This window comes from Mucilaginibacter polytrichastri, assembly GCF_001911425.1.
GTDB classification, from domain to species: domain Bacteria; phylum Bacteroidota; class Bacteroidia; order Sphingobacteriales; family Sphingobacteriaceae; genus Mucilaginibacter; species Mucilaginibacter polytrichastri.
This window is the reverse complement of sequence record NZ_MPPL01000001.1, coordinates 1,498,498-1,499,340: the sequence shown is the minus strand read 5'-3', so window position 1 is coordinate 1,499,340 and position 843 is coordinate 1,498,498. Positions and strand designations below refer to the sequence as shown.

The following is an 843-nucleotide window of genomic DNA, read 5'->3' as shown; positions in this document are numbered from 1 at the left end:
TATCAATGCTCATGGAAACATCCGTCCGCAGGGCCATCGGAACCGATGGCCCTGCGGACGGTGATGCCCTGCTCAATACTAGGCAGGCGGCGGCTCTGATCTGTTACAAGGAATCGACCTTGTACGGGCTGGCCAAGCAAAACCAAATTCCTCACAGCAAGACGAGAGGCAAACTATTGTTCTCCCGCAACGCGCTGCTCGAATGGGTAAAGGCCAAAGCGCCGGAGACGAATAATCAATCATTAAACAAACCAGGCAAAGGAGGCGAAATATGAATGTAGAATTAATCACTAAAGAAGATTTAAAGCAATTTAAAACGGATCTGCTAATAGAGATCAAGTCCCTGCTAAAACCAGGACAAGGCCAGAGCAAGCAATGGCTGAAAAGTTATGAAGTGCGAAAGCTATTAAATATCTCCCCCGGTACTTTACAGAATTTACGGGTTAACGGAACGCTCCGTTACACCAAGATCGGCGGGATGCTCTATTACAAGTTAGAGGACATCGAAAAGCTGTTAGAACAGGGCAGCCAGTAAAGAGGCTGGTTACTCCAAAGCTTCGCTTTGGAAAAGAACACAGGCAGATCAGCGATACCGCGAGCGGTATGCTGAAAGCCTGACACCCGCAGGCGGGTGTAAAACAGACCGGCGACAAGTCGCCGGAATAAACGGGCGGCACCTTTGGTGCCACCTTTTAAACAGCCCGGTAATCGCTATAGCGATTACCGAAGAACCGCGAAAGCGGCAGGCCGCTTTTGGCGGGGGCAGCACCAAAGGTGCTGCATCAACAGTCACCGGCGTATCGCTACAGCGATACAGCCGGGAAGCGGAACAGGCGTTTGGCC

Annotated in this window: 2 protein-coding genes; both read left to right on the top strand. The window is 51.1% G+C overall.

The features are described 5' to 3' along the window. Positions 1 to 275: helix-turn-helix domain-containing protein (locus RG47T_RS06545; protein WP_216351019.1), on the top strand; the 275-nt coding region annotated here is incomplete at its 5' end. Then, positions 272 to 535, top strand: a complete 264-nt coding sequence (locus RG47T_RS06540) for a helix-turn-helix domain-containing protein (RefSeq protein WP_074488678.1) — start codon at positions 272 to 274, stop codon at positions 533 to 535. The genes RG47T_RS06545 and RG47T_RS06540, both read left to right, overlap by 4 nt. Positions 536 to 843: the final 308 nt, after the last annotated feature.

What these genes read in the sequence shown, in the direction of transcription:
- RG47T_RS06540 (WP_074488678.1), top strand. Translation starts at nt 272, where the DNA reads ATGAATGTAGAATTAATCACTAAAGAAGATTTAAAGCAATTTAAAACG.